23 protein-coding genes are annotated in these 26,761 nt (G+C 66.9%); 15 read left to right on the top strand and 8 right to left on the bottom strand.

Annotation, left to right across the window (positions count from 1 at the left end):
* Positions 1–16: 16 nt before the first annotated feature.
* The 4 genes from PcP3B5_RS04840 to PcP3B5_RS04855 all read left to right on the top strand — a co-directional run bounded on the left by PcP3B5_RS04840 (position 17) and on the right by PcP3B5_RS04855 (position 4,565).
* Positions 17–646 carry a LysE family translocator gene (locus PcP3B5_RS04840; RefSeq protein ID WP_061560684.1) on the top strand — a complete coding sequence of 210 codons (630 nt, stop codon included), beginning with the start codon at positions 17–19 and terminating at the stop codon, positions 644–646.
* A 162-nt stretch (positions 647–808) separates the two neighbouring features.
* Positions 809–1,525: a gluconate 2-dehydrogenase subunit 3 family protein gene (locus tag PcP3B5_RS04845; protein ID WP_058071522.1), complete on the top strand. Its 717-nt coding sequence runs from the start codon at positions 809–811 to the stop codon at positions 1,523–1,525.
* A complete protein-coding gene (locus tag PcP3B5_RS04850) occupies positions 1,522–3,300 on the top strand; it encodes a GMC family oxidoreductase (protein WP_061560685.1) in 1,779 nt (592 codons plus the stop codon). Before PcP3B5_RS04845 ends, PcP3B5_RS04850 begins: the two co-directional genes overlap by 4 nt.
* An 11-nt stretch (positions 3,301–3,311) precedes the next feature.
* Positions 3,312–4,565 carry a cytochrome c gene (locus PcP3B5_RS04855; RefSeq protein WP_061560686.1) on the top strand — a complete coding sequence of 418 codons (1,254 nt, stop codon included), beginning with the start codon at positions 3,312–3,314 and terminating at the stop codon, positions 4,563–4,565.
* Between the two features lie 38 nt (positions 4,566–4,603).
* Here PcP3B5_RS04855 and PcP3B5_RS04860 read toward each other — a convergent pair whose 3' ends face one another.
* Positions 4,604–5,779 carry a thiolase family protein gene (locus tag PcP3B5_RS04860; protein ID WP_061560687.1) on the bottom strand — a complete coding sequence of 392 codons (1,176 nt, stop codon included), beginning with the start codon at positions 5,777–5,779 and terminating at the stop codon, positions 4,604–4,606.
* A gap of 200 nt (positions 5,780–5,979) precedes the next feature.
* On the opposite strand from PcP3B5_RS04860, the gene PcP3B5_RS04865 reads away from it, so the two are divergent.
* The 4 genes from PcP3B5_RS04865 to PcP3B5_RS04880 all read left to right on the top strand — a co-directional run bounded on the left by PcP3B5_RS04865 (position 5,980) and on the right by PcP3B5_RS04880 (position 11,783).
* Positions 5,980–7,662 carry a fatty acid--CoA ligase gene (locus PcP3B5_RS04865; protein ID WP_009617479.1) on the top strand — a complete coding sequence of 561 codons (1,683 nt, stop codon included), beginning with the start codon at positions 5,980–5,982 and terminating at the stop codon, positions 7,660–7,662.
* 200 nt (positions 7,663–7,862) lie between these two features.
* Positions 7,863–9,740: a DUF1302 domain-containing protein gene (locus PcP3B5_RS04870; RefSeq protein WP_043273606.1), complete on the top strand. Its 1,878-nt coding sequence runs from the start codon at positions 7,863–7,865 to the stop codon at positions 9,738–9,740.
* Positions 9,741–9,852: 112 nt separating this feature from the next.
* A complete protein-coding gene (locus tag PcP3B5_RS04875) occupies positions 9,853–11,226 on the top strand; it encodes a DUF1329 domain-containing protein (protein WP_061560688.1) in 1,374 nt (457 codons plus the stop codon).
* Between the two features lie 104 nt (positions 11,227–11,330).
* The gene (locus PcP3B5_RS04880; protein ID WP_009617483.1) at positions 11,331–11,783 is read left to right on the top strand and encodes a response regulator; all 453 of its coding nucleotides are present in this window, start codon (positions 11,331–11,333) and stop codon (positions 11,781–11,783) included.
* 364 nt (positions 11,784–12,147) lie between these two features.
* Here the strand turns inward: PcP3B5_RS04880 and ypfJ are convergent, their stop codons facing one another.
* Together ypfJ and PcP3B5_RS04890 are read right to left on the bottom strand one after the other, a co-directional pair.
* Positions 12,148–13,044 carry a KPN_02809 family neutral zinc metallopeptidase gene (ypfJ, locus tag PcP3B5_RS04885; protein WP_061560689.1) on the bottom strand — a complete coding sequence of 299 codons (897 nt, stop codon included), beginning with the start codon at positions 13,042–13,044 and terminating at the stop codon, positions 12,148–12,150.
* Between the two features lie 67 nt (positions 13,045–13,111).
* Positions 13,112–13,972, bottom strand: a complete 861-nt coding sequence (locus PcP3B5_RS04890) for a PhzF family phenazine biosynthesis protein (RefSeq protein WP_061560690.1) — start codon at positions 13,970–13,972, stop codon at positions 13,112–13,114.
* Positions 13,973–14,113: 141 nt separating this feature from the next.
* Between PcP3B5_RS04890 and alaC the strand changes: the two genes are divergently transcribed.
* A complete protein-coding gene (gene alaC / locus PcP3B5_RS04895) occupies positions 14,114–15,337 on the top strand; it encodes an alanine transaminase (RefSeq protein ID WP_043313643.1) in 1,224 nt (407 codons plus the stop codon).
* A 308-nt stretch (positions 15,338–15,645) separates the two neighbouring features.
* Here the strand turns inward: alaC and PcP3B5_RS04900 are convergent, their stop codons facing one another.
* A complete protein-coding gene (locus PcP3B5_RS04900) occupies positions 15,646–16,080 on the bottom strand; it encodes a DUF411 domain-containing protein (protein WP_061560691.1) in 435 nt (144 codons plus the stop codon).
* A gap of 173 nt (positions 16,081–16,253) precedes the next feature.
* On the opposite strand from PcP3B5_RS04900, the gene PcP3B5_RS04905 reads away from it, so the two are divergent.
* The 3 genes from PcP3B5_RS04905 (at position 16,254) to PcP3B5_RS04915 (ending at position 17,617) form a co-directional block, all read left to right on the top strand.
* Positions 16,254–16,721 carry a DUF4345 family protein gene (locus PcP3B5_RS04905; RefSeq protein WP_009617493.1) on the top strand — a complete coding sequence of 156 codons (468 nt, stop codon included), beginning with the start codon at positions 16,254–16,256 and terminating at the stop codon, positions 16,719–16,721.
* A gap of 156 nt (positions 16,722–16,877) precedes the next feature.
* Complete coding sequence (locus PcP3B5_RS04910; protein ID WP_009617495.1) at positions 16,878–17,228, top strand: hypothetical protein; 351 nt, start codon at positions 16,878–16,880, stop codon at positions 17,226–17,228.
* A gap of 86 nt (positions 17,229–17,314) precedes the next feature.
* Complete coding sequence (locus PcP3B5_RS04915; RefSeq protein ID WP_043273615.1) at positions 17,315–17,617, top strand: DUF1883 domain-containing protein; 303 nt, start codon at positions 17,315–17,317, stop codon at positions 17,615–17,617.
* Between the two features lie 13 nt (positions 17,618–17,630).
* On the opposite strand, the gene PcP3B5_RS04920 is transcribed toward PcP3B5_RS04915, so the two are convergent.
* The 3 genes from PcP3B5_RS04920 to PcP3B5_RS04930 form a co-directional block, all read right to left on the bottom strand.
* Positions 17,631–18,125, bottom strand: coding sequence for a DUF4136 domain-containing protein (locus PcP3B5_RS04920; RefSeq protein WP_061560692.1), 495 nt, complete (start codon positions 18,123–18,125; stop codon positions 17,631–17,633).
* 277 nt (positions 18,126–18,402) lie between these two features.
* The gene (trmA, locus tag PcP3B5_RS04925; RefSeq protein WP_061560693.1) at positions 18,403–19,494 is read right to left on the bottom strand and encodes a tRNA (uridine(54)-C5)-methyltransferase TrmA; all 1,092 of its coding nucleotides are present in this window, start codon (positions 19,492–19,494) and stop codon (positions 18,403–18,405) included.
* 120 nt (positions 19,495–19,614) lie between these two features.
* Positions 19,615–20,910 (bottom strand): NCS2 family permease, encoded by a 1,296-nt coding sequence (locus tag PcP3B5_RS04930; RefSeq protein ID WP_061560694.1) that lies wholly within the window; start codon positions 20,908–20,910, stop codon positions 19,615–19,617.
* Positions 20,911–21,240: 330 nt separating this feature from the next.
* Here PcP3B5_RS04930 and PcP3B5_RS04935 point away from each other — a divergent pair, with 330 nt between their 5' ends.
* The 3 genes from PcP3B5_RS04935 to PcP3B5_RS04945 all read left to right on the top strand — a co-directional run bounded on the left by PcP3B5_RS04935 (position 21,241) and on the right by PcP3B5_RS04945 (position 25,310).
* Complete coding sequence (locus tag PcP3B5_RS04935; RefSeq protein ID WP_061560695.1) at positions 21,241–21,708, top strand: SecDF P1 head subdomain-containing protein; 468 nt, start codon at positions 21,241–21,243, stop codon at positions 21,706–21,708.
* Between the two features lie 181 nt (positions 21,709–21,889).
* A complete protein-coding gene (locus tag PcP3B5_RS04940) occupies positions 21,890–23,593 on the top strand; it encodes a molecular chaperone HscC (RefSeq protein ID WP_009617515.1) in 1,704 nt (567 codons plus the stop codon).
* Positions 23,594–23,603: 10 nt separating this feature from the next.
* Entirely contained in the window at positions 23,604–25,310 is a 1,707-nt protein-coding gene (locus tag PcP3B5_RS04945) for a J domain-containing protein (protein ID WP_061560696.1), read from the top strand.
* Between the two features lie 54 nt (positions 25,311–25,364).
* Here the strand turns inward: PcP3B5_RS04945 and glyA are convergent, their stop codons facing one another.
* Complete coding sequence (glyA, locus tag PcP3B5_RS04950) at positions 25,365–26,618, bottom strand: serine hydroxymethyltransferase (protein ID WP_061560697.1); 1,254 nt, start codon at positions 26,616–26,618, stop codon at positions 25,365–25,367.
* Between the last annotated feature and the right edge of the window lie 143 nt (positions 26,619–26,761).

Genomic DNA, 26,761 nt, shown 5'->3' on the forward strand with positions numbered 1-26,761 from the left:
CCCCTGCGGAGGTTGCATGTACTGGACGGAATTTCTCACCGTGGCGCTGATCCACCTGCTGGCGGTGGCCAGTCCGGGCCCGGACTTCGCCGTGGTGGTGCGCGAGAGCGTCACCCACGGCCGCCGCGCCGGCACCTGGACGGCGCTGGGCGTGGGCTGCGCCATTTCCATCCATGTGACCTACTCGCTGCTGGGCATCGGCCTGATCGTTTCGCAGTCGATCATGCTGTTCAACACCCTCAAGTGGCTGGCCGCGGCCTACCTGTTCTACATCGGCATCAAGGCCCTGCGCGCCAAGCCCAGCGGCGGCGACGGCAGCGTGACGGCCGCCGCGCCGAACGAACGCACCCCGCGCGGCGCCTTCGTCGCCGGCTTCGTCACCAACGGCCTGAACCCCAAGGCCACGCTGTTCTTCCTCTCGCTGTTCACCGTGGTCATCAACCCGCACACCCCGGTGCTGGTGCAGGCCGGCTACGGCGTCTACCTGGCCTGCGCCACCGCGGCCTGGTTCAGCTTCGTGGCGCTGCTGTTCAGCCAGCAGCGCGTGCGCGCCGGCTTCGCCCGCATGGGGCACTGGTTCGACCGGATGATGGGGGTGGTGCTGGTGGGACTGGGAATCAAGCTGGCGTTTACCGAGCTGCGCTGAGGGTGGGGCCGCCTTTCGTAGGAGCGAAGCGGGTTTTTGATCTTGGATTGCGCGGGGATTTTTGCGGAATCGACAGAGCGTTATTGTAATAATTAGCCTGCTAATTATGTGGTCTCTGTGGCTAGTATCGAAGCGTTTCCTCTTCGAGAAGGTCAACAAACCATGCCAAGGAATGACTCTGCCGCAGGCCCGTCCCGTCGCCGTTTCCTCAAGGGCTCGCTGAGCCTTATTCCCGCCGTGGCGGTGATGGGGACCGGCGTTGTTCGCGCCGAGAGCGCCCCGGGGCCGGGCCAGGCCTATCAGCCACGCTTTTTCAACCCCGAGGAGTGGCTGTTCCTGCTGGCCGCCTGCGACTGCCTGATCCCTGATGACGACAACGGCCCCGGCGCGGTGGCCGAAGGGGTGCCCGAGTTCATCGACCGGCAGATGGAGACTGCCTATGGCCATGGCGGCATCTGGTACCTGCAGGGGCCGTTCTTCGAGGCGCCTGCCGAACTGGGCTACCAGAGCCGCCTGAGCCCCAGGGAAATCTACCGCCTGGGTATCGCCGCGCTGCAGCGTCACTGCCGGCAGCAGTTCGCCGGCAAGCGCTTCCAGGAACTGCCGCGTGGCCGCCAGGAGGAGTTGCTGACGCAGATGGAGGGCGGCCGGATAGCCTTCGAGGCCTGCCCGGCGTCGATGTTCTTCGAACAGCTCTGGCAGAACACCCGGGAGGGCTACCTGGCCGATCCCATCCATGGCGGCAACCGCAGCATGGCGTCCTGGCGGATGATCGGCTTCCCCGGTGCGCGCGCCGATTTCACCGACTGGGTGGACCAGCCGAACAAGGCCTACCCGCAAGGGCCGGTCAGCATCTCCGGCCAGCGGGGTGAGCTATGAGCGCCACGCGCAGGGAGGCGGTGGACGTGGTGGTGGTCGGCCTCGGCTGGACCGGCTCGATCATGTCCAAGGAACTGGTAGATGCCGGGCTGCGGGTGGTCGCCCTGGAGCGCGGGGAGCAGCGCGACACCTACCCGGACTTCGCCTACCCGAGGATCGCCGACGAGCTGACCTATGGTATCCGCTACAAGCTGTTCCAGAACCTCGCCCGGGAAACCGTGACCCTGCGCCATGGCCTGGCCGACCGGGCGGTGCCCTACCGGCGCCTGGGCGCCTTCCTGCCCGGCAACGGCGTGGGCGGCGCCGGCGTGCACTGGAATGGCATGCACTGGCGCATGCAGCCCTACGACCTGAAGCTGCGCAGCAATACCCTGGAGCGGCATGGCAAGGCGGCCATCCCCGAGGGCATGACCATCCAGGACTGGGGCGTGAGCTATGAGGAACTGGAGCCCTGCTTCGATCGCTTCGAAAAGGTCTGCGGCACCGCCGGCCAGGCCGGCAACCTGCAGGGGCGGATACTGCCGGGCGGCAACCCGTTCGAGGCGCCCCGGCGTTCGCCCTATCCGACCGCGGCGCTTAAGACCTTCTACTCCGGCGAACTGCTGAAGGCCGGCGCGCTGGAACTGGGGCTGCACCCGTTCGCCTCCCCCGCGGCCAACTGCAGCGAGGCCTACACCAACCCCTATGACCTGCAGTTGGGGCCATGCAACTACTGCGGCTTCTGTGAGCGCTTCGGTTGCTACCTGTATTCCAAGGCATCGCCCCAGTCGACCATCCTGCCGGCGTTATACCGCCAGGCGAACTTCGAGCTGCGCACCCAGGCCCAGGTCATCCGCATCAACACCGACTCCAGCGGCCGCAAGGCGACCGGGGTCACCTACATCGACAGCCAGGGCCGGGAGGTGGAGCAACCTGCGGAACTGGTGATCCTCAGCGCCTACCAGTTGCACAACGTGCGTCTGCTGCTGCTCTCGAAGATCGGCAAGCCCTACGATCCACGCACGGGCGAAGGCGTCGTAGGGAAGAACTATGCGTACCAGATGAATGCCGGGGTTTCGTTGTTCTTCGACAAGAACACCCACTTCAATCCCTTCATCGGGGCGGGGGGCGGTACCGTGGCGCTGGACGACTTCAACAGCGAGGCGTTCAAGGCCGGGCAACGGGACTTCATCGGCGGCGCCTACCTGTCGGTGGGCAGCTCGGGCGGGCGACCGATCCAGCAGGCGCTCCTGCCGGACGATGCGCCGACCTGGGGTAGCGGCTGGAAGCAGGCGCTGCGCGACAGCTATGGGCATAGCATGTCTCTGGGCGCCGAAGGCTCGAACATGGCCTACCGCGACTGCTACCTGGACCTGGACCCGAACTACCGCGACGTGCATGGCCTGCCGCTGCTGCGCATGACCTTCGACTGGAAGGACAACGACATCCGCCAGGGCCGCTTCATGGCCGAGCGGCTGAGCGAGATCGCCCGGGTGCTCGGCCCGCGGAAGATAGTGGTGCACGCGCCGGCCTTCGGCGAGCACTTCAACGCCATCAGCTACCAGAGCACCCACAACACCGGCGGCGCGATCATGGGCGAGGACCCCCGGCAGAGCGTGCTGAACAAGTACCTGCAGTGCTGGGACGTGCCCAACCTGTTCGTCCTCGGCGCCAGCGCCTTCCCGCAGAACATGGCCTACAACCCCACCGGCATGGTCGGGGCGCTGGCCTACTGGGCCGCCCAGGCGATCCGCGAACGCTACCTGCGCGATCCCGGCCCGCTGGTGGACGCATGAGGAGGCCGGCCATGAAGATTCCAGCAAGGCTGCTCGCGCCACTGTTCCTGGCGTTGTCGGTGGTGGGCGCGGCCCGCGCTGACGAGGCATCGTCCATCGCCCGCGGCGAATATCTCGCCCGCCTCGGGGACTGCGCCGCCTGCCACACCACCGACCCCGCCCGCCCATTCGCCGGGGGCCTGAAGATGGGGACGCCGGTCGGTGCCATCTATTCCACCAACATCACGCCCGATGCGCGCACCGGCATCGGCGCCTACACCCTGGAGGACTTCTCCCGGGTCGTGCGCGAAGGCGTGGCGGCGGACGGCCACCGCCTGTACCCGGCCATGCCCTATCCCTCCTTCGCCAGGATCAGCGATCAGGACATCGCTGACCTGTACTTGTACTTCCGCCAGGGCGTGCGCCCGGTGGAACAGGCCAACCGGGCCGCGGAGATTCCCTGGCCGTTGAACATGCGCTGGCCGTTGCAGGCGTGGGATAGCCTGTTCGCCGGCAGCGGGCCCTATCAGGATGACCCGCGGCATTCGCCCGAGTGGAACCGGGGGGCCTACCTGGTGCAGGGGCTGGGGCACTGCGGCAGTTGCCACAGCCCGCGCGGGATGGCCTTCCAGGAGCAGGCCCTGGACCAGCGCGACCCCCGCTACCTCAGCGGTGGCACCCTGGAGGGCTGGCATGCGCCGGACCTGACCGGCGCAACGCCGTCCAGCTTGCAGAATTGGAGCGAGTCCGAGCTGATGACCTTTCTCCGGACCGGGCATACGGAGCGCACGGCGGCCTTCGGCGCCATGGCCGCGGCGGTGCAAAACAGTACCCAGTATTTCGACGAGAAAGACCTGCAGGCCGTGGCCGTCTACCTGAAATCCCTGGGCGAAGGCCACCCCGCGGCGATGTTGCTGCACGACGATGGCTCCACCTACCAGGCGCTGGCTTCGGGCCAGGCCGCCAGCGAGGGCGCAGCCCTGTACCTCGACAACTGTGCGGCTTGCCATCGCTCGGATGGTGCCGGGTATCGCAATACCTTCCCGCAATTGAAGGGCAACTCGGCGGTGCTCGGTGACGATCCTTCCTCGCTGATCAGCATCATCCTCAAGGGGTCGCGCATGGCGGTCACCGAGGCGGCGCCGAGCGGGCTGCGCATGCCGGACTTCGGCTGGCGGCTGGACGACCGGCAGGTGGCCGCGCTGGCGACCTTCCTGCGCCAGGCCTGGGGGCACGAGGCGCAGGCGGTGAGTGCGCGGCAGGTAGCGGCCCTGCGCCGACGCTGAGGCGGAGCGCGCCGCCCGGCCGGGCGGCGCGAAGGGCGTCAGAGCAGCTCGACGGCCACCGCAGTAGCTTCGCCGCCGCCGATGCACAGCGAGGCCACGCCGCGCTTGCCGCCCTTGTTCTGTAGGGCGTTGATCAGGGTGACGATGATCCGCGAGCCGGTGGAGCCCACCGGGTGGCCCTGGGCGCAGGCGCCGCCGTAGACGTTGACCTTGGCGTGGTCCAGGCCGTGCTCGCGCATGGCCAGCATGGTGACCATGGCGAAGGCTTCGTTGATCTCGAACAGGTCGACGTCGTCCTTGCTCCAGCCGGTCTTCCTGAACAGGTTGGTCATGGCGCCGATGGGGGCCAGGGTGAATTCGCTCGGGTCCTGGCTCTGGGTGGCGTGGCCGACGATCTTCGCCAGCGGCTTGAGGCCGCGGCGGGCGGCTTCCTCGGCGGTCATCAGGACCAGCGCGCTGGCGCCGTCGGAGATGGAGCTGGCATTGGCCGCGGTGATGGTGCCGTCCTTCTTGAACGCCGGCTTCAGGCTGGGAATCTTGTCCAGGTTGGCGGTCAGCGGCTGTTCGTCGTCCTTCACCACCACCTCGCCCTTGCGGGTGGTGACGGTGACCGGGACGATCTCGCTGGCCAGCGAGCCATCCTGGATCGCTGCCTGGGCGCGCTTGAGCGATTCGATGGCGTAGGCGTCCATCTCTTCGCGGGTGATGCCGTTGCTGTCTGCGGTGTCCTGGGCGAAGGAGCCCATCAGGCGGCCAGTGCGGGCGTCTTCCAGGCCGTCGAGGAACATGTGGTCCTTGATCTCGGCGTGGCCCATGCGCAGGCCGGTGCGGGCCTTCTCCAGCACATAGGGGGCGTTGGACATGCTTTCCATGCCGCCGGCGACCATCACCTTGTTGGTTCCGGCCTTGAGCAGGTCGTGGGCCAGCATCACCGCCTTCATGCCCGAACCGCACAGCTTGTTGATGGTGGTGCAGCCGGTGGCGGCGGGCAGGCCGGCGTTGAGCGCCGCCTGTCGGGCCGGGCCCTGCTTCAGACCGGCGGGCAGCACGCAGCCCATGATCACTTCCTCGACATCGCCGGCCTCGATGCCGGCGCGGGCGACTGCTTCGCGGATGGCGATGGCGCCCAGGTCGACGGCGGAAACGCCGGCCAGGCTGCCCTGGAAGCCGCCCATGGGAGTGCGGGCGCCGCTGACGATGACGATTTCGGACATGGAAACTACCTCTTGGCTTTTGTTCTCGGGGTGTTCTGGAGGCTCGGCCGTGAACGACCGGGTGGCGGCGATTCTAGCGCGTGACCCGATCAGGCCAAAGAGTCACCCGCAAATCACTCTTTGGATGGATGATTGGTCATGGTTGCGCCTCTACAGTCACCGGCATCGACTCCCATGAAGGTCCCACAGGTAAGCCGAACATGCTCAAGACCCGTCTCCTCCCCGCTGCGAGCAATGCCTACCAGTACCCGTTGCTGATCAAGAGCCTGCTGCTGTCCGGCGCGCGCTACGAAAAAAGCCACGAGATCGTCTACCGCGACCTGGTGCGCTACAACTACGCCACCTTCAACGAGCGCGTCGCGCGCCTGGCCAACGTGCTCACCGAGGCCGGCGTGCAGGCCGGCGACACCGTGGCGGTGATGGACTGGGACAGCCATCGCTACCTGGAGGCGATGTTCGCCATCCCGATGATCGGCGCGGTGCTGCACACCATCAACATCCGCCTCTCGCCGGAGCAGATCCTCTACACCATGAACCATGCCGAGGACCGCTTCGTGCTGGTCAACGCCGAGTTCGTGCCGCTCTACCAGGGCATCGCCGGGCAACTGACCACGGTGCAGAAGACCCTGCTGCTGACCGATGGCGCCGACAAGAGCTGCGCACTGGCCGACTGCATCGGCGAGTACGAGACGCTGATGGCCGCGGCCAGCCCGCGCTACGCCTTCCCCGACTTCGACGAGAATTCGGTGGCCACCACCTTCTACACCACCGGCACCACCGGTAACCCCAAGGGCGTGTACTTCACCCACCGCCAGCTGGTGCTGCACACCCTGGCCATGGCCTCGACCATCGCCAGCCTGGACAGCATCCGCCTGATGGGCAACAGCGACGTGTACATGCCGATCACGCCGATGTTCCACGTGCACGCCTGGGGTACTCCCTACGTGGCGACCATGCTCGGTATCAAGCAGGTGTACCCGGGGCGTTACGACCCGGAACTGCTGGTCGAGCTGTGGAAACGCGAGAACGTCACCTTCTCCCACTGCGTGCCGACCATCCTGCAGATGGTGATGAACGCCAAGGCCGCCCAGGGCGTGGACTTCAAGGGCTGGAAGATCATCATCGGCGGCAGCGCGCTGACCCGCTCGCTGTACGAGGCGGCCCAGGCCCGCGGCATCCAGCTGACCGCGGCATACGGCATGTCCGAGACCTGCCCGCTGATCTCCTGCGCCTACCTCAACGACGAGCTCCTGGCCGGCAGCGAGGACGAACGCACCACCTACCGGATCAAGGCCGGCGTGCCGGTACCGCTGGTGGACGCGGCGATCATGGACGAGCACGGCCAACTGCTGCCGGCCGACGGCGAGTCCCAGGGCGAGCTGGTGCTGCGTTCGCCCTGGCTGACCCAGGGCTACTTCCGCGAGCCGCAGAAGGGCGAGGAACTCTGGGCCGGCGGCTGGATGCACACCGGCGACGTGGCCACCCTCGACGGCATGGGCTTCATCGACATCCGCGACCGCATCAAGGACGTGATCAAGACCGGCGGCGAATGGCTGTCCTCGCTGGAGCTGGAAGACCTCATCAGCCGTCACCCGGCGGTGCGCGAAGTGGCGGTGGTGGGGGTGCCGGACCCGCAATGGGGCGAGCGCCCGTTCGCCCTGCTGGTGCTCTTCGAGGGCCAGCAACTGGACGCCAAGGGGCTGAAGGAACACCTCAAGCCTTTCGTCGAGCAGGGCCACATCAACAAGTGGGCGATTCCTTCGCAGATCGCCGTTGTTACTGAAGTTCCCAAGACCAGCGTGGGCAAGCTGGACAAGAAGCGCATCCGTGTGGATATCGCTCGTTGGCAGGAGTCCGGCAGCGAATTCCTCTCCGCCCTGTAAGCCCTTCCCTACAGGCTGCGTCCCCCGAGCAAGCGCTTGGCACGGGGCGCAGCCTCTGCTAATCCTTCCTGCGAGCCGTCTAGCTTGCGGCTCGTTGCCGCAGCGACGCGCTAAATCACACTTTCGAGGGATCAAGCCCGCCGGGGGGCTGGCTATAGTCGCTGCCACTCATAACAAAAAACACACATGGAGTAGCGTCGATGACACAAATGAAGAAGATCTGGCGCCTGGCTCGTTTGCCACTGGCCGTCAGCCTGGCTTCCACGCTTGCCACCCCCGCTTCGGCGGTCACCTTCAACATCGGCGAGATCGAGGGTTCCTTCGACTCCAGCCTGTCGGTCGGCGCCAGCTGGTCGACGCAGAATCCGGACAAGAACCTGATCGGTTCCAACAACGGCGGTCACGGCCTGTCGCAGACCTCCGACGACGGCCACCTGAACTACAAGGCCGGCAAGACCTTCTCGAAGATCTTCAAGGGCATCCACGACCTGGAGCTGAAGTACGGCGACACCGGCGTGTTCCTGCGCGGCAAGTACTGGTACGACTTCGAGCAGAAGGACGAGAGCACCGAGTTCAAGCCGCTCAGCGACAGTGGCCGCAAGACCGCCGCCAAGGCTTCCGGCGCCGAGCTGCTGGACGCCTTCATCTACCACAAGTACAGCATCGCCGACCTGCCGGGCAACGTGCGCCTGGGCAAGCAGGTGGTGAACTGGGGCGAGAGCACCTTCATCCAGGGCGGCATCAACTCGATCAACCCGTTCGACGTCACCGCGCTGCGCCGCCCGGGCTCCGAGATCAAGGAAGCCCTGGTGCCGGTGAACATGTTCTACCTGTCGCAGAACCTCACCGACAACCTCTCCGCCGAAGGCTTCTACCAACTGGAGTGGGACCAGACGGTGGTGGACAACTGCGGCACCTTCTTCTCCCAGCCGGACGTGATCGCCGACGGCTGCACCGACAACCTGCGTGTGCTGACCAACGCCCAGGCGCTGGGGGCGGGGAACGTGGCGCTGGCCAAGCAGTTCGGCGTGGACGTCAACAACGAGGGCGCCCTGGTGCGCCGCGGGCCGGACCGCGATGCCCGCGACAGCGGCCAGTACGGCCTGTCGCTGAAGTACTACGCCGACGCCCTGAACACCGAGTTCGGCGGCTACTACATGAACTACCACAGCCGCCTGCCGATCTTCAGCGGCCGCGGCGCTTCCCAGTCCATCTACAACCTGGCCAACTCCCTCAGCGGCACCCCGCTGCAAGCCTTCGCCCCGCTGCTGGTGGCGGGCAACTCCTCGTACTTCGTCGAGTACCCGGAGGACATCCACCTGTATGGCCTGAGCTTCTCCACCACCCTGCCCACCGGCACGGCCTGGCAGGGCGAGATCAGCTACCGGCCCAACGCCCCGGTGCAGCTGAACACCACCGACATCCTGTTCTCCGGCGTGGTGCCGCTGGGCGGCGTGTACGGCAACGCTTCGGTGCTCGAGGGGGTTCCGGACACCGACCTGCACGGCTACCGCCGCAAGGAAATCACCCAGCTGCAGACCACCTTCACCCACTTCTTCGACCAGGTCATGGGCGCCGAGCGTCTGACCCTGGTGGGCGAGGTGGGCTGGACCCACGTCGGCGGCCTGGAAAGCACCTCCAAGGCGCGCTACGGCCGCGACCCGGTATTCGGCCCCGGCCCGCTCCCGGCGACCGGCAACCTGAACACCTGCCAGGTGCTGAACAACTCGACCCTGGGCAGCGCGCCGAAGAACAACCTGTCGCGCAACTGCGAGAACGACGGCTTCACCACCGCCGACTCCTGGGGCTACCGCATGCGCGCCATCTGGGACTACAACGACGTGTTCGCCGGGGTGAACCTCAAGCCCAACGTGGCCTGGTCCCACGACGTAGACGGCTACTCGCCCGGCCCGGGCGGCAACTTCGAGGAAGGTCGCAAGGCGATCAGCCTGGGCGTCGACGCCGACTACATGAACACCTACACCGCGAGCCTTTCCTACACCAACTACTTCGACGGCAAGTACTCCACCCTGGTCGACCGCGACTTCGTCGCGCTCAGCTTCGGCGTGAACTTCTAAGCGGCACCCGCGCCCCGCCCGGGCCCGGGCGGGGCGCCAGCAGACAGAGATCGCGAGCGTGGCGGCGCGGCCGCTGCGCGAGCAGTAACGACTCATCGAGGACGACGCGATAATGAGAACAACAAAGAGACTGCTGCAAACCGGCGCACTGGCCCTGGGCCTGAGCCTGCTGGCCACCCAGGTGATGGCTGCGGTGTCCGCCGCCGACGCCGCCAAGCTGGGCACCACCCTGACCCCGGTCGGCGCCGAGAAGGCCGGCAACGCCGACGGCAGCATTCCCGCCTGGACCGGCGGCCTGCCGAAGAACGCCGGTACCGTGGACAGCAAGGGCTTCCTCGCCGACCCCTTCGCCAGCGAGAAGCCGCTGTTCACCATCACCGCGCAGAACGTCGAGCAGTACAAGGACAAGCTGACCCCCGGCCAACTGGCCATGTTCAAGCGCTACCCCGACACCTACAAGATGCCGGTGTACCCGTCGCACCGCACCGCCACCCTGCCTGACTCGGTGCTCGAAGCGACCAGGAAGAACGCCACCGCCACCAACCTGGTGCAGGGCGGCAACGGCCTGCAGAACTTCCAGACCGCCAACCCCTTCCCGATCCCGCAGAACGGCCTGGAAGTCATCTGGAACCACATCACCCGCTACCGCGGCGGCCACGTGCGCCGTCTGGTGACCCAGGCCACCCCGCAGGTCAACGGCAGCTACTCGCTGGTGTACTTCCAGGACGAGTTCGTGTTCCGCACCGACCTGAAGGACTACGACCCGAGCAAGCCGAGCAACGTGCTGTTCTACTTCAAGCAGCAGGTCACCGCCCCGGCGCGCCTGGCCGGTAACGTGCTGCTGGTCCACGAGACCCTCGACCAGGTCAAGGAACCGCGCCTGGCATGGCTCTACAACGCCGGCCAGCGCCGTGTGCGCCGCGCCCCGCAGGTGTCCTACGACGGCCCTGGCACCGCCGCCGACGGCCTGCGCACCTCGGACAACCTGGACATGTACAACGGCGCGCCGGACCGCTACGACTGGAAGCTGGTGGGCAAGCAGGAGCTGTACATCCCGTACAACAACTACAAGCTCGACGATCCCAAGCTGAAGTATGCGGACATCATCAAGCCCGGCCACCTCAACCAGGACCTGACCCGCTACGAGCTGCACCGCGTCTGGCATGTGGTCGCGACCCTGAAGGCCGGCGAGCGCCACATCTATGCCAAGCGTGACTTCTACATCGACGAGGACACCTGGCAAGCCGCCGAGATCGACCACTACGACGGCCGCGGCACCCTGTGGCGCGTAGCCGAGGCCTTCTCGCAGTACTACTACAACAACCAGGTACCGTGGTACACCGCGGAAACCCTGTACGACCTGCTCTCCAGCCGCTACCTGGTGCTGGGCCTGAAGAACGAGGAGAAATCCGCCTACGACTTCAACTACAGCGCCTCTGAAAGCGACTTCACCCCCGCAGCGCTGCGTCAGGAAGGCGTGCGCTAAGTCGAGTTGCCTTGCTGAGAGCCGGCCTTCGGGCCGGCTTTTTCATGGGCGGACGGATGCTGTGATGTGGCGATATGCCGCTATACTCGCAGCAAAACGCCGCCATGGGTGAGCCCTTGCCTCACGCGTACCGCAACCTGCTCGACGACGAAGAGATCGAGGCGCTGCTGGAAATCACCGTCCGTCCCGAGCGCCCCCCGACGGTGCTGCTGGTGGACGACGACCCGCAGGTGCTCGCCGAGATGCGCGAGCTGATCGAAAGCGCCGACCTGCAATGCCTGACCGCGAGCAACAGCGCCCAGGCCCTGCGCCGTATCGGCCGCGACGAATCGGCCATCGACCTGCTGGTCACCGACCTGTGCATGGAGGGCGAGGGCGCCGGCCTGGAGCTGATCCGCCAGCTCCACGCCCGGGGCACCTTCCTGCCGATCATCGTGCTCTCCGGCACCACCCGCGCCCGCGACGTGGTCGAGGCGATGCGCCTGAACGTACTGGACTTCCTGCTCAAGCCGGTGGAGCCGGAGGAGTTCCTGCGGACGCTCAAGCGTTGCCTGTGAGGCGTTCCGATAGCCCTGGCCATCTCCGCTACGGGGGGAGGAACACCGCGCTTTCCCGGCTACCTGTAGGAGCGGGTCCTGCCCGCGATTCGCGCGCAGGGCGCGCTCCTACATGGGAATGGCGTGGGTGGGGCGGCGTAGGAGCGGATCTCATCCGCGAACCGCGCCGATACGTCCGGTCATCGCGGACAAGGTCCGCTACGGGGGGAGGAACACCGCGCTTTCCCGGCTACCTGTAGGAGCGGGCCCTGCCCGCGATTCGCGCGCAGGGCGCGCTCCCACATGGGAATGGCGCGGGCATGGCTTTTCGTGGGAGCGAGCTTGCTCGCGAACATGTCCCCGCGGTGGAATCCCTTCGTACTGGTTACAGCGCCTGCGCCTTGAAGGTATCGCACTTGCCCGGCGAGCCCGAGTCGAAGCCGAGCTTGAACCAGCGCATGCGCTGCGCCGAGGTGCCGTGGGTGAAGGAGTCCGGCACCACGGTGCCGCGCGACTGCTTCTGCAGGCGGTCGTCGCCGATGGCGTTGGCGGCGTTCAGCGCGCTTTCGATGTCGCCCGGCTCCAGCCATTGCAGGCGCTGCTGGGCTTTGTTGGCCCATACGCCGGCGAAGCAGTCGGCTTGCAGCTCCAGGCGCACCGACAGGCCGTTGGCGCCCTCCATGGGCGCGCCGCGGCGGCGCGCGGCCTCGACCTTGGCCGAGATGCCCAGCAGGTTCTGCACGTGGTGGCCGACTTCGTGGGCGATCACGTAGGCGCGGGCGAAGTCGCCGGCGGCGGAGAAGCGCTGCTCCATCTCGCGGAAGAAGCCCAGGTCCAGGTACACCCGGTGGTCGCCGGGGCAGTAGAACGGGCCCACCGCCGAAGAGGCGAAGCCGCAGGCGGAGTTCACCCCGCCGTTGAACAGGATCAGCTTGGGCTGCTCGTACTGGGCGTTGCTGTGGGCGAAGATCTGCCCCCAGGTGTCCTCGGTGTCGCCGAGCACGGCGCGCACGAAGTCCACCTGCGGGTCGGCGCCGGTCGCCGGGCGGCCCTGCACCTGCGGGCGCGCCGGGGCCTGGCCGGTATCCATCTGACCGAGCAGGCTGCCGAGGATCTGCATCGGGTCCTGGCCCATCAACAGGCCGACCACCACCACGATGGCCACCCCGCCCAGGCTCAGGCCGCGGCCGCCGATGCGCATGCCGCCACCGCCCATGCCGCCGCCGCTGTCGTCGCGGGCATCCACCACGTTGTCGCTGCGTCGTCCTTTGCGCCAGAGCATGGCGTCTTCTCCTGAATGTTCGTGGATTGAGTGTCGTCGGCGCCCGGCCGACCCGCCAGGCCGGCCGTCAGGCCAGCGCGCAGAGCAACTGGGCGCGGGCCAGCAGTTGCACCTTGCCGCCCACCTGCACCTGGTCGTCGTCGCCGACGCGCACCTCCAGCAGGCTCGGGCGGCCGAGGAAGCGGCCCTGGTGCAGCTCGAAGGTCTCGCCGCGGCGCGCCTTGCCCTGCTCCACCAGGTAGGCGGCGACGGGGCCGGCGGCGCTGCCGGTGGCGATGTCCTCCACCAGCCCGGCGCTGTCCCAGGTGCGGCCCTCGCGGCCATCCACGTCGAGCAGGAAGACGAAGGCCGCGCCCAGGGCGGCCAGGCGCTCGGCCAGCTCGGCGCGCTGACGGATGCGCCCGAGAGCCTCGCTGCGCACCGGCAGCAGCACGTAGGGCAGGCCGGTGCTGATCACCTGCGCCGGGTAGTCGGCGAGGTCGCCCGCGTTCAGCGAGAAGGCTTCGGCGAACCAGCGACGTTCCTCCGCGTCGAGCACGGCGCCGAACTGCGCCTGGCCCTGGTTCATCTGCGCGATGAAACCGTTGCCGTGGCGGCGGGTGGTGAGGTTCACGTCCCTGGTCGCCAGCTGCAGCGTCCAGTGCTCCTGTTCGCCGCGCTGGTGGATGTGGTGCAGCAGCGCGGCGGCGCCCAGCAGCGGGTGGCCGGCGAAGGGCAGTTCTTCCTCGGGAGTGAAGATGCGCGCGGCGTAGGTGTCCAGCTCGGCGCTGGGGAACAGGAAGATGCTCTCGAACTGGCGCAGCTCCTGGGTCAGCGCCTGCAGCGTGGCGTCGGCCAGGCCGCGCGCGTCGGCGAACACCGCCAGGCCGTTGCCGGCCAGCGGGCGGTCGGCGAACACGTCGAGTTGCCAGTAATGCAGAAAGGACATGGTGTTCCCGTGGAAAGTAGGGCTCGACAGCGAGCCTAGCGGCGGATATGTTCGCCGACAAGAAAAGCCCAGCTTTTCAGGCCACCGCAGTGGCCGGCGTCGCTCGGACGGTTCCGGGCGCTTACGTTCACCGAGGAAATCATGACTGAACCCCGTTCAGCACGCCGTTTCGCGCGTATCGACCGTCTCCCGCCCTACGTCTTCAACATCACCGCCGAACTGAAGATGGCCGCCCGCCGCCGCGGCGAGGACATCATCGACCTGTCCATGGGCAACCCCGACGGCGCCACCCCGCCGCACATCGTCGAGAAGCTGGTGCAGGTCGCCCAGCGCGAAGACACCCACGGCTACTCCACCTCCCGCGGTATTCCGCGCCTGCGCCGGGCGATCTCGCACTGGTACAGGGAGCGCTACGCGGTGGACATCGACCCGGAAACCGAGGCCATCGTCACCATCGGCTCCAAGGAAGGCCTGGCGCACCTGATGCTGGCCACCCTGGACCACGGCGACAACATCCTGGTGCCCAACCCCAGCTACCCCATCCACATCTATGGCGCGGTGATCGCCGGCGCCCAGGTGCGCTCGGTGCCGCTGGTGCCGGGCATCGACTTCTTCAACGAGCTGGAGCGGGCGATCCGCGAGTCGATCCCCAAGCCGAAGATGATGATCCTCGGCTTCCCCTCCAACCCCACCGCGCAGTGCGTGGAGCTGGACTTCTTCGAGCGCGTGGTGGCCCTGGCCAAGCAGTACGACGTGCTGGTGGTGCACGACCTGGCCTACGCCGACATCGTCTTCGACGGCTGGAAGGCGCCGTCGATCATGCAGGTGCCGGGGGCCAAGGACATCGCGGTGGAGTTCTTCACCCTGTCCAAGAGCTACAATATGGCCGGCTGGCGCATCGGCTTCATGGTCGGCAACCCTGAGCTGGTCTCGGCGCTGGCGCGGATCAAGAGCTACCACGACTACGGCACCTTCACCCCGCTGCAGGTGGCCGCCATCGCCGCCCTGGAAGGCGACCAGCAGTGCGTGCGCGACATCGCCAGCCAGTACCAGGCGCGCCGCGACGTGCTGGTCAAGGGCCTGCACGAGGCCGGCTGGATGGTCGAGAACCCCAAGGCGTCGATGTACGTCTGGGCGAAGATCCCCGAGCCCTATGCGCACCTGGGCTCGCTGGAGTTCGCCAAGAAGCTGCTGAAGGACGCCAAGGTGTCGGTGTCGCCGGGTATCGGCTTTGGTGACTATGGCGACGACCATGTGCGTTTTGCGTTGATCGAGAACCGTGATCGCTTGCGCCAGGCGGTGCGGGGGATCAAGGCGATGTTCCGGGCGGATGGGGTGTTGCCGAAGGCCAAGGTGGCTGAATAAGGCGGGAATGAAGAAGGGGCGGCCGGTTGGTCGCCCCTTTTTGTTTGTGGGGGAGGGTCGGAAGGGCTTGGTGGGGGCCTAAGAGCGCCCTCTCCCCAGCCCTCTCCCTGAAGGGAGAGGGGGCTAGTCCGTGCCGAGAGGGAATTGGCTCCAGCCGGAAGCCACGGGGCTGCCGGCTAACGCCACAACATCAAGCTCTGCCCAACGGTCCCCTCTCCCTTCAGGGAGAGGGTTAGGGAGAGGGAGCGGAGCTGATCCCTGACTCCATAACAGCAGGAATGCTCCACGCCCTGACAAAAAACCAACTCTCAACGCCCCGGATAATCCGCCAGCACCACCGCCTTCCCATCCTTGCCCAACCCCAGCACCTGGTAGGCATCCTGGCGCCCGCCCATCTCCATCCCCGGTGAGCCCATGGGCATCCCCGGCACCGCCGCGCCCACCAGGTCGGCGCGCTCGCGCAGCTTGAGCACTTCGCTGGCCGGCACGTGGCCTTCGACGAACTTGCCGTCGATCACCCCGGTGTGGCACGAGCCCATGGCGTAGGGCACGCCCAGGCGCGTCTTCACCGCGCTCATGTCCGCCTCGACGTGGTCGTTGACCGTGAAGCCGTTGGCCTGCAGGTGCTTGATCCAGTCCTTGCAGCAGCCGCAGTTGACGTCGCGGTGCACGTCGATGGTCAGCGGCTCGGCGGCCTGGGCGGTGCCGGCGAGGAGGGCGGCGAGAAGGAGGATGCGGCGCATGGGAAGCTCCTGTCAGAACGAAATCCGTGGAGCATACTCTCAGGGACGGCGGCGCCCGTCCCTGCTCTGTATCAGCTTATGACGCCGCCGCCGAACTCGGCGTGCCGAGCAAGGTCTGTGTCCTTTATCCATCTTCATTTTGCCGAGGGCTGACGGGCCCCAGGAGGAACAGGATGCTCTTCGCCCGCTTCGTCTTGCTGCTACAGGCCCTGGTGTGGGCCGGCCTGGGCCTGCTGTACTGGGTGCGCCCCTACGAGATGGCCAACCTCAGCGGCATGCTGCTGATGGAGCCGGAGTCGGTCAGCGACGCCCAGGTGTTCTACGGCGGCCACCAGTTCGCCCTGGCGCTGTTCCTGCTGTTCGCCCTGCGCCGCCGCGAGCTGCTGCGCGCCGGGCTGATCCTGGTGGTGCTGGTGCAGCTCACCCTGACCTTGTCGCGGCTGCTCATCGCCTGGTCCTCGGGCCTGGGCATCGACACCGACGCCACCCTCTACGGCCTGGTCTACCGCGGCAGCGTGTCGCTGCTGGCGATCTTCGCCCTGTACTGGCTGGAGCGCGGCCGGCGCGAGCCGGAGCCGGCCGAACCGCTGCCGGAGGCGCCGGTGGAGAAGGTGCGCGACGCCGACTTCGAAGGGCTCTGAAACAAGGTCCGAATGACTCTGCGGCGAGTCAGGATGACTCCGTCGTATGATGTCATTTAGACTCCGTCATCGCGCCAGCCCTTGATCCATGGGCCCTCGGGGGCTGGCACGCTTGCTGTAATGGCTTGGCTACCTTCAAACGCCAATGGAGCGATCATGAAAGTAGCGAGCCTGTGTGCAATGGGTGTGGTGCTGTTGTCCTGCGCGGTGGCGCAGGCGGACCAGGTGGTGGCTGAACGGCCGGACAACACGGTCGGCGGCGGTTTCGGCGCGGGCAGCGGGGTGCTGATCGGCGGCGCCCTGGGCGGGCCCTTCGGCGCGCTGGCGGGGGCCGGCATCGGCTGGCTGGCCGGCAGCGGCGTGCAGCAGGCCAGCGGCGCCAGCCAGAAGGCCTACGTGGTGCAGGCGGAGGACGGCAGCCAGCGCAGCGTGCGTTCGCCCAACGCCGAGTTCCAGGTGGGCCAGCGCGTGGAGGCCGACGGTATCCGCCTGCGCGCCGCGAACTGACGCGCATCCGCCCGGCGCCGCTGGGGCGGCGCCGGCTTCCGTGCTATCGTTGCGCCCCGTTCGACCGTCACCCGCAGGCCCGCAACATGAAATTCATCCACAAGCGCGAACACCTCAACGAGGGCGACCTCGTGGTCATCGAATGCTCGCGCACCTGCAATATCCGCCTGATGACCGACGCCAACTTCCGCAGCTTCAAGAACGGCGCGCGCCACGCCTACCACGGCGGTGCCTTCGAGCGCTTCCCGGCGCGCATCCGCGTGCCCAGCACCGGGTTCTGGAACGTCACCCTGGACACCGTCACCCGCCGCGCCATCAGCGTCACCCGCAAGCCGGACTTCAGCTACAGCATCAAATTCGTGCGCAAGACTCCTTCCAGCTATAGCTGAGAGCTGAGCCGCCTCAGGGGCGGTGCGCCGGGAAATCCTCCAGCAGCTTCGCCAATGCCTTGTCGAAAGCCTCCTGGCTCAGGTTCGGGTCCTGTAGCTGGCTGCTCAGCTGCGCCTCGTAGAGCACCTCGCGACTCCTCTCGTCGACTATGCGCATGACCAGCCGCGCCAGGTCGGAATCGGCGATCTGCGTCTGGTTCACCACGCCTTCCTGGGTCGCCACCGGGCGCTGGATCACCCCGGTCTGGCGCTCCAGGCCCAATGCATAGAGCACCCGCAATTCGCCATTCTGCGCCTGGAAGCGGTAGCCCTTGGCTTCCAGGGCGCGGCGCAGGGCGGCGTCGAAGCGCTCCTCCAGGTCCAGGCGATGGCCGGGGGCGCTTACCGCCTGGATGGAGAAGCTGCCCTGGTGGCCATCGGCGGCCGGGGAGACCGTGACTTTGGCCGGGTCGCTGCCGGCGCAGGCGGCCAGCAACAGGGCGAGCAGGGGAAGCAGGAAGCGGTGCATGGCGAGGCTCTCTTGTGGTTATCCACAGCAGCCTAGCCGGCGGCGCGGTGCGCGCCGCCCAACCCAGGTTGGGTTAGCCTCAGAGTCTGTTCACGATCTCGCGAGCTAGAGCAGAACAAGGCGCAACGACCAACGGGAGTAACAGCCGAAGGCTGGCCCGAAGGGCGAGCGCAGCGAGTCAAATAGGCGAGGGAGCGGAGTTTAGGCCGCTAAATGAGCATCACTCGCCTGTTTTTAACGCAGTTATGCCGACGCGCAGCAGATCGTGGACTGACTCTCAGCGGCGTTCCAGTAGCACGCCCGCTTCCATGTGATGGGTATAGGGGAACTGGTCGAACAGCGCGCAGCGCGTCACCTGATGGGTGTCGTGCAGTTGGGCGATGTTCTGCGCCAGGGTCTCCGGGTTGCAGGAGATATAGAGGATGCGCTCGAAGCGGCGGGTCAGCTCGCAGGTGTCCGGGTCCATGCCGGCGCGGGGCGGGTCGACGAACACGCTGCCGAAGTCGTAGCCCTTCAGGTCGACGTCGGCCAGGCGGCGGAAGGGGCGCACCTCGTTCAGCGCCTGGGTCAGCTCCTCGGCGGACAGGCGCACCAGGGTGACGTTATCCACGGCGTTGTCGGCCAGGTTGGCCAGGGCGGCGTTCACCGAAGTCTTGCTGATCTCGGTGGCCAGCACCTTGCGCACCCGGGTGGCCAGCGGCAGGGTGAAGTTGCCGTTGCCGCAGTACAGCTCCAGCAGGTCGTCGTCGCGCTGGCCGAGGGCCTCGTAGGCCCAGTTCAGCATCTTCTGGCAGACCGCGCCGTTGGGCTGGGTGAAGGCGCCTTCCGGCTGGCGGTAGCGGAAGGTCCGCCCGGCCACCTGCAGTGCTTCCTCGACGTAGTCGCGGCCGACCACCAGGCGCTTGCCGCGCGAGCGCCCGACGATGCTCACGCCCAGCTCGGCGGCCAGCTTCTGCGCGGTGGCCTGCCAGGCGTCGTCGATGGGGCGGTGGTAGCAGAGGGTGATGAGCGCGTCGCCCGCCAGGGTGGTGAGGAATTCCACCTGGAACAGCTTGTGGCCCAGGGCGCGCTCGGCCCAGGCGGCCTTCAGGCGCGGCATCAGTTCGTTGATACGCTGGCTGGCGATGGGGAACTGCTCGATGTAGATGGGCGTGTGCTTGTCGCCCTGCTCGAACATCGCGTAGTGCCGGCTTTCGGTCCCGGCGTCGCGCCACAGGCGGAACTCGGCGCGCAGGCGGTAGTGCTCGCGGGGCGAGTCGAACACCTGCGGCTCGGGCGCGGCGAAGGGCGCCAGCAGCTCGCGCAGGCGCGCGGCCTTGTCGGCCAGTTGGGTGTCGTAGGTGGCGGGGTCGAAACGGGGACTGCTCATGGGGAACTCTTGCTGCGCGGTGGCGGGCGATGGGTTTCGTTGCGCCCGACCCATCCTGCAGGCGACTCGCGGGATGGGTGGAGCGAAGCGATACCCATGCTGCACGGGTATCGCTATCGGTCAGGCGTTGTACCAGCCCAGCTTGATGACGAACAGCACCGAGAGGATCACCAGCGCCCAGTTCAGTTCGCGGAAGCGGCCGGACAGCAGCTTGCAGGCGGTCCAGGTGATGAAGCCGAAGGCGATGCCGTTGGCGATGGAGAAGGTCAGCGGCATGGCCAGGGCGGTGACCACCACCGGCGCGGCGACGGTCAGGTCGTCCCAGTCGATCTCGGCCAGGCCCGAGGCCATCAGCACGGCGACGAAGAACAGCGCCGGCGCGGTGGCGAAGGCCGGCACGTTGCCCGCCAGCGGGGCGAAGAACAGCGCCAGCAGGAACAGGACGGCGACCACGATGGCGGTCAGGCCGGTGCGCCCGCCGGCGGACACGCCCGCGGCCGACTCGATGTAGCTGGTGGTGGTGGAGGTGCCCAGCAGCGAGCCGAACATGGCCGCGGTGCTGTCGGCGATCAGCGCGCGGCCCATCTTCGGCATGTGCCCGTCCTTGCCCATCAGCCCGGCGCGCTTGGCCACGCCGATCAGGGTGCCGGAGTTGTCGAACAGGTCGACGAAGAGGAAGGCGAAGATCACGCTGGTCAGGCCGATGTCCAGGGCGCCTTTGATGTCCAGCTGGAGGAAGGTCGGCGCCAGCGACGGCGGCATCGACACCACGCCGCCGAACTGGGTCACGCCCAGGGCGATGGCGACGAAGGTCACCACCAGGATGCCGATCATCACCGCGCCGGTCACGCGGCGGGCTTCCAGGGCGACGATGAGGATGAAGCCGAGGATGGCCAGCAGCGGCTCGGGCCTGGCCAGGTCGCCCATGCCCACCAGGGTGGCCGGGTTGGCGATGACGATGCCCGACTCCTTGAGCGCGATCAGCGCCAGGAACAGGCCGATGCCGGCGGCAATGGCCGAGCGCAGGGCCAGCGGGATGCTGTTGATGATCCATTCGCGGATACGGAAGATCGAAATGACGAAGAACATGCACGCCGAGAGGAACACCGCGCCGAGCGCCACCTGCCAGGTGTGGCCCATGTGCAGCACCACGGTATAGGTGAAGAAGGCGTTCAGGCCCATGCCCGGGGCGAGGGCGATGGGGTAGTTGGCGATCAGGCCCATGATCGACGAGCCGATGGCTGCGGCCAGGCAGGTGGCGACGAACACCGCGCCCTTGTCCATGCCGGTCTCGCCGAGGATGCTCGGGTTGACGAAGAGGATGTAGGCCATGGTCAGGAAGGTGGTGATCCCCGCCAGGATCTCGGTGCGTACGTTGGTATTGTGCGCCTTGAGTTGGAACAGCTTTTCCAGCATGTCGTGCTCCCGTGTTTGGGCGTCTTGTCGGCTCGACCGGTCGGTCAGGATTGGCCGTCTTGCGCGGCCTGGGCAAAAAAGGCGGGCATGATAGCAGCTCGCCGGAAACGCGGGTATCGAGCCCGTCGACCGGCCCCACGACGAGCCTAGTTGGCCGGGGGCGTCACTGCCAGCGAAGGGCCTGCGCCAGCCCCTTCGTTGACTTCGGCCACGCTTGCCGGGAGGCCATTGGCGTTATCATGCGCCGGCCGGTACGCAATGACCGGCGCGCGCCGTTGTCCAACCGGCATTCGGCCCGATTCCCTTGTTGCCTGACCCCATCGTCGACCCATGAAACGCCTGATTCCGCTCTGCCTCCTCGCCCTGCTGGGCGCCTGCGCCGGCGCGCCGCCGGCCCCGCCGCAGCACAGCTTCGACATCCACGCCACCGCCGACAAGCCAACCGCCAGCACCCGCACCCTGGCCGACCCGCAGGGCCAGGCGGTGCTGGTCATCGCTCGCGCCGAACTCACCCAGCGCGACGTGCAGCGCGCCGAGGTGGTGCTGGGCAACGGCGGCCGCCCCGGCGTGCTGGTGACCTTCGCCCCCGACGCCAGCAAGCGCCTGGCGCAACTGACCGAAAAGCAGCGGGGCAAGGCCCTGGCGGTGGTGATCGACGGCCAGTTGCGCATGCTGCCGCAGGTATCCGAGCCGGTGCGCGACGGGCGGGTGATGCTGGAGGGGTTCGACAGCCAGGTGGAAGCGGAGACGCTGGCGCGGCAGCTCAATGGGCTGCGGGATGTGCCGGCGCAGCCTTGAGCAGCGGCAAGCAGGAGGGAAAGTCTGAATCCCCCGAATTCTTCCGAGGCCAACCGGCTCACTCTGATACTGCTTCGGGGGGCTTTACCGGATACTGGCATCTCGCTGTAATAGTGCTCTTTCCCTTCCATGGATGGGCCTGGCTTGCAGAGCCCACCAAGCCCGCAAGGAGAGCGCCAGTATGATAGTCGGCATTGATCTGGGCACCACCAACAGCCTCGTCGCCGTATGGCGCGACGATGCTCCGCAACTGGTGCCCAATGCGCTGGGTAGCGTGATCACCCCAAGCGTAGTTGGCCTCGACGACCAGGGCCTGGTTCTGGTCGGCCAGGCTGCCCGCGAGCGCCTGCAGACCCACCCCCAGCTCACTGCAGCCTTGTTCAAGCGCCATATGGGCAGTGCCCAGGAAATTATCCTGGGCAAGCGCAGGTTCCGCCCCGAGGAGCTCTCGGCGCTGGTCCTGCGTAGCCTCAAGGAAGATGTCGAGCGCGTCTTCGGTGAGCCGGTAGAGGAGGCGGTGATCAGCGTGCCGGCCTATTTCAGCGATGCCCAGCGCAAGGCCACGCGTATCGCCGGCGAGCTGGCCGGGCTGAAGGTGGACAAGCTGGTCAACGAGCCCACTGCCGCGGCGTTGGCCTATGGCGTGCACCAGAAGGGCCAGGAGACCTCCTTCTTGGTTTTCGACCTGGGCGGCGGCACCTTCGACGTTTCCATCCTCGAACTCTTCGAAGGCGTCATGGAGGTGCGCGCCAGTGCGGGCGACAACTTCCTTGGCGGTGAAGATTTCGATACCGCGCTGGTCCAGCATTTCGTCGCCAGCCAGCGCCAGGACAAGCAGTTTCCCGATGTCGAGGCCCCCGGCATGTACAACCGTCTGCGCCGGGAAGCAGAACGGGTGCGCCATGCACTTGGCCTGCAACCCAGCGCCAGCTTCTCCCTGGCTCAGGGTGGCCGGCAATGGGCGCTGGAAGTCACCCTGGACGACTTGCAGCGCGTCTGCGCCCCGCTACTGGAGCGCCTGCGCGGGCCTATCGAGCGGGCTTTGCGCGATGCGCGCATCCGCGTCGCCGACCTCGACGAGATCCTGCTGGTGGGCGGCACTACCCGCATGCCGTTGATCCGCAAGCTGGCCGCGACCCTGTTCGGCCGTTTCCCGGCCATGCACGTCAACCCCGACGAAGCGGTTGCCTTGGGCGCCGCGGTACAGGCGGCGTTGAAGCAGCGTGAGGCGGCGCTGGAGGAAGTGGTGCTGACCGACGTCTGCCCCTACACCCTGGGCATCGAGACCACCGCGCAGTTCGGCCGGGTATACGAAGGTGGCCACTACCTGCCGATCATCGAGCGCAACAGCGTGGTGCCGGTGAGCCGGGTGAAGACGGTGCAGACTCTGCAGGATAGCCAGACCCGGGTGCTGCTGCAGATCTACCAGGGCGAGAGTCGCCTGGTGAAGGACAATATCCCCCTCGGCGAGCTGGATATCCCGGTACCGCCGCGCAAGGCGGGCGAGGTCAAGCTGGACGTGCGTTTCACCTACGACAACAACGGTATTCTCGAAGCGGAGGTGACGCTGCCGGAGAGCGGCGCGCGGCACAGCCTGGTCATCGAGAAGAACCCCGGCGTACTGACTCCCGAGGAAATCCGCGAACGCCTGGCGGCCCTGGCGCAGCTGAAGGTGCATCCGCGCGACCAGTTGCTCAACACGACCTTGCTGGCGCGCCTGGAACGCCTTTACCAGGAACACCTGGGCGACACGCGGGAGGCGCTGGCGCAGATGGCCGGGCGTTTCCAGCAGGTGCTGGGCGAGCAGGACCCGCAGCGCATCGACAATCTGCGCGCGTCGATCGAAGCGCAGCTCGACGAGCTCGAACGTTCGTCCTGGCGCTGAGGAGGCTGCGATGAGCTGTTGGGAGATTCTCGGCCTGGAGGCCGAGGCCGATGAGCGGAGCATCAAGCGTCAGTACGCGCGGTTGCTCAAGGTCACCCGGCCGGACGAGGATGCGCAGGCTTTCCAGGCCCTGCGTGAAGCCTATGAACAGGCTATGAGCTTCGCCCAGTGGCGCGAGCGAGGTGGCACCGAGGATGGGGATGACGACATCGCCGTTGCGGCCCCCCCTCTGGCGGCTAGCCCGTTGCATTCTGTTGCCGTCGAGGTTCCATTTCGTTCCTTGGCGTCGCTGCTGGAGGATCTGCGCCCGGACGAGTTGTCCGAACGTCTGCGCACGGCCGAGGCGGAAGGGCTGGCGCTGTCCTTTGAGGATGGCGTACTGCAGTTGTGCCTGGCGGATGCGCGAGGCACCGGGTTGCGTGATGCCGCCTGCGAGACGTTCGGCTGGTTGCGCACCAACGAACGTTCGGGCCTGAGCGCACAGACGCTACGGCCGTTGTGGGTGCAATTGCTTGGCGAGCGTCTGGACGCTCTGCGCGAATTGCATGAGCAGGATGGCGGAGAGGCGTTCGTCAGGGGGCTGGCGGCTCTGGCCGGGGAGCCCTGGTTGCAGAGTTTCGATGCCCGTGAACTGTTGGAGACGGCGGTGGTGCGGCTGCTGTTGGACTTGCCGTACTGTTCCGGGAGGACCCTCGATGAAATTGCGGCGCTCTTCCGCTGGAATGAGGGGCAACGTGACGCCAGTTGCCCCGCGCACCTCTGGCATGCCCTTCTAGATCGCTGGGATGCTGAGCGCTTCTATGACCGCTTGCAAAATGACGCACGGCGCTGGGAGTTGACCAGTGAATGCCGTGCGGCAAGGCTGGTGCTCGGTCCGTTCGATCGCTTCCAGCGGCGACGCTTCAGCGCAGACTTCACGGAGGCCGACTGGGACTGTTCGCGGCGCGTCGCGGAAACGCTCAGGCATCGCTATCCGCAGCTGACTCGACGCCTGCCATTGGCCAATAGCCTGGATGCCGGCTTCTGGCACGACCTGGCCCGCAGCGAGACCCGCTGGCCACGGGTGTTGATGCTCTGGCTGGGGTTCATGCTGATGTATGCCATTGCCCTCATGCCGGCCGAGTTGGCGAAGCCTTCGCCCAACCTGACGCAGCTGTTCATCAGCGTCCCGGTCACCTCGGTGCTGCTGGCTGCGTCGCTCGATAAGCTGCTCCGGATTTCCCAGCGATTCCTCGGGGCACCGCTCAAACGCCTTGACTACTACTTGAGCAGCCTTCTACCGGCGGCCTTGCACGAGCATGGCGCGGGGCTACGACCGTTGCGCGACGGTGCCATTGGCTACCTGCTCGGGCTGGGCGCCGCGATGCTGGCAGGGTGGCGGGGACACGAAGTGTGGTGGGGAGGGCTGATCCTCGCCGTGCCGGTTCTAGGGGCCATGCAGTTGCTTCGCCGTACCAGCTTGCTCGGACGTGCGCAATTACTGCTGGAGCGTGGTTGGGCCTATCGGCGCAACGCCTTCTTCATCGGCGTCTTGTTGCTTGCCGGCTTGGCGGCCATCGCTGGCAGTGTGTCGAAGAACGCAAATCAGGTTCGGCGCCAAGTCCCGAACATGGCGCCGGCGGAACTGGAGCGTTTCTGTAGCGATCTGCGCTATCGGCGCGATCTGGTCTGCCTGCGCTGGCAAATTGAGCGCACGCCGCCGCTCTCAGGTGATTAGACAGCAATGAAAAAGCCCGGCATTCGCCGGGCTTGTTCGTGTTCGCGGTTCGGCTTACTTGCCGTACACCGGGAACTTAGCGCACAGCGCCTTGACCTGCTCGCGCACGCGGCCTTCCACGGCTTCGTCGCCCAGGTTGGCGAGGATCTCGCAGATCCAGCCGGCCAGTTGGCGGCACTCGCCTTCCTTGAAGCCGCGGGTGGTCACGGCCGGGGTGCCGATGCGCAGGCCCGAGGTGACGAAGGGCGAGCGCGGGTCGTTCGGCACGCTGTTCTTGTTCACGGTGATGAAGGCGCGGCCCAGGGCGGCGTCGGCGTCCTTGCCGGTGATGTCCTGCTTGATCAGGCTGAGCAGGAACAGGTGGTTCTGGGTGCCGCCGGAAACCACGTCGTAGCCGTTCTCGATGAACACCTGGGCCATGGTCTGGGCGTTCTTCACCACTTGTTCCTGGTAGGCCTTGAACTCGGGCTGCAGGGCTTCCTTGAAGCACACGGCCTTGGCGGCGATGACGTGCTCCAGCGGGCCGCCCTGGCCGCCCGGGAAGACCGCGGAGTTCAGCTTCTTCTCCAGCTCTTCGCTCTTGCGCGCCAGGATCAGGCCGCCGCGCGGGCCGCGCAGGGTCTTGTGGGTGGTGGTGGTGACGACGTCGGCGAAGGGCACCGGGTTCGGGTAGATGCCGGCGGCGACCAGGCCCGCCACATGGGCCATGTCGACGAACAGGTAGGCGCCCACCTTGTCGGCGATGGCGCGGAAGCGCGGGAAGTCGAGGATCTGCGAGTAGGCGGAGAAGCCGGCGATGATCATCTTCGGCTTGTGCTCCACGGCCAGGCGCTCGACCTCGTCGTAGTCGATCAGGCCGTTGCCGTCGATGCCGTACTGCACGGCGTTGTAGATCTTGCCGGAGAAGCTGACGCTGGCGCCGTGGGTCAGGTGGCCGCCGTGGGCCAGGCTCATGCCCAGCACGGTGTCGCCGGCATTCAGCAGGGCCATGTAGACCGCGGCGTTGGCCTGGGAGCCGGAGTGCGGCTGGACGTTGGCGTAGTCGGCGCCGAACAGTTGCTTGGCACGGTCGATGGCCAACTGCTCGACCACGTCGACGTACTCGCAACCGCCGTAGTAGCGCTTGCCCGGGTAGCCTTCGGCGTATTTGTTGGTCAGCACGCTACCCTGGGCTTCCATCACCGCCGGGCTGGTGTAGTTCTCGGAGGCGATGAGCTCGATGTGCTCTTCCTGGCGCTGGGCTTCCTGCTCCATCGCGGCGAAGAGTTCGGCATCGTAGCGGGCGAGGGTCAAATCACGGCTGAACATGGCGGTCCTCATAAGGATCGGTGCTGGGAAAGGGGCGCATTCTAACCCAGGGCGCGCGCGCTGGCATATGAAAGGCGGTCATGTGGCGGATAAGCGGGGTTCACGCGGGGGGAGCGCTGTAGCGGGCCCTGCCCGCGATTCGC

The organism is Pseudomonas citronellolis (assembly GCF_001586155.1).
Classification (GTDB): Bacteria; Pseudomonadota; Gammaproteobacteria; order Pseudomonadales; family Pseudomonadaceae; genus Pseudomonas; species Pseudomonas citronellolis.